1 protein-coding gene is annotated in these 1,943 nt (G+C 36.0%); it reads right to left on the bottom strand.

Features of this window, described 5'->3' with window-relative positions:
* Positions 1 to 100 precede the first annotated feature (100 nt).
* Complete coding sequence (locus tag DB41_RS10200; protein ID WP_039386971.1) at positions 101 to 1,777, bottom strand: IS1634 family transposase; 1,677 nt, start codon at positions 1,775 to 1,777, stop codon at positions 101 to 103.
* Between the last annotated feature and the right edge of the window lie 166 nt (positions 1,778 to 1,943).

The raw sequence follows: 1,943 nt of genomic DNA on the forward strand, positions 1-1,943 counted from the left end.
TCCTGACTTCAACACTTTTTTTCGTAAGTAACTGATTATGAAAAGACCCAAAATTTCTATGGGCACTACATTGGAAAGAAAGTAAAGATAAGGAGCTAATTTAAGGCTTATGAAATTTAGGCTTAGAGGAAATGAGCTTGTAAGGCGTTGTGGAATATTTTAACCCCATGACTTGATAAATCTTTAAGCCATGGTGACTAGCTTTTGAGGGGATCACGTAGCGCTGTCCACTTTTATCTTTTAAAATGCTGGATTGAATTCTAATTAGCTCTTGACGAATAGCTTCAGGTGACATTTTCTCATGTTGTAAGGCTACCCGATATTCAAGATGCCTTACACAACAAAAAGCTATAAAAGATAGGGCAAGGTGCGCTTTTACTCTCTCAGGCGTCCAATGAAATATAGGTCTGACTTTAAGGTCATGTTTAGTGATTCGGAAAGATTCTTCTACTTGCCAAAGACCGCGGTAGTGTTCTAACAGCTCGTGGGGTGATAAGTGTTTGGCATTGGTAATTATTCCATGCAGTCCATCCCACTGAGCCTCTTCTTGTAGTTTTTCCTCATTTAAAGTTATTTGTGACTGCCCTTTAATATTTAAATATTTCTTGTAACCGTAATTTGAAATAAATGCTTGGCACTTTTTGCTTTTCTTTAGCTTCTCCATTAACTTGTTAAGAGCTTTTTCTCGATCATAAGCATCTTTTTTCGCTCTGGAGACATTATGAGTAACAATTAGACGATGATCTTCATCTAAGTAAATAGCAGTAAGGCATGTTTGGCCATTTTCAGGATAGGTTGCATAAGCATTTAAATCTAAAATTTTCTTCTTAATCTCTGTTTTTTGTTTTTTTAGGCGTGCTCCAATAATATACTCATATTTTGCTTGCTCAAGTGCTAAAAGATTAGCATTATTTAAAATGCCACTATCGCCTACAAATATCACTTTATCTAGCTGATAGTTGGCTTTGACCTTTTCTAAAATAGGCATAAGAGTATGCCCTTCATAGGTTGATCCTGGAAAAGCCTGGAATCCAATAGGTATGCCTTGTTTAGTGACCATTAAGGAAATTAAGACTTGAGGCTGATTGAATTTAAGATCTTTGCTATAACCATTTTGCTTAAATTCATCTTCTTGGAAAGACTCAAAATAAAGGGTAGTAGCGTCAAAAAAAATCAGGTCGATTTTTTGTCCAAATAATTCTTTGGCTGTATTGTAAGCACAATCTTGTATAGCTTGCTGAGCCTCTTGATTTAAACAATCCATCATCCTATAAACACCTTGCAAGTTGATTTGTATCCCAAAGTCTTGCTCTAATTGCCTAACAGAAGCTCTTTTGCTAACAGGATTAGCAATGCGGGCCATGACAATATGTTTTAATATTTCTGCACTTGAAGGGTTTTTAAGAATATTTCCAAAACCTAGCTCTTCATAGATTTTTCCATAAATCTCATGAATGCCCACGACAGCACGCTGTTCTTCTTCTAGGTTTTTAAGGTTAACGTTTAGCTCCTCATCGTTTAGCTTGGGCATGCTTTTTGATTTGATCGCTTGCTGGGCCATTTCTTCAGGGCCAAAAAGAGTGGGATTATGTTGGTGCTCTATCTTGCTCTTGATATGCTCCGCTAGCTCAACCATTTTTTTAAGTTCTTGCTCGTCCATAGCAATCCCGACATAGCGGACGATTCTTTGTTTAACTTTTTCTCCATCGCGCACCGATTCAACAATCTGCACTGATTTTCTAGGGCTATTAGGTGTGGTTTTTACTCTGACAAACATAAAAATTAGCTATAAGTTTTCTTGCAATATAAAAGATTTCTAAAAACAAAGCAAGATAAATGTTTTTACTAGGCACTACAAGCTAAAAAAACAGAAAAATTAGGGTTGTTTCTCTAGGAAAATTTGAAAAGCTTTATCACTTTTTGAGATTAAAATGTTGAAGTCA

The sequence above is a fragment of the Neochlamydia sp. TUME1 genome, from assembly GCF_000813645.1.
In the GTDB taxonomy this organism is placed as follows: domain Bacteria; phylum Chlamydiota; class Chlamydiia; order Chlamydiales; family Parachlamydiaceae; genus Neochlamydia.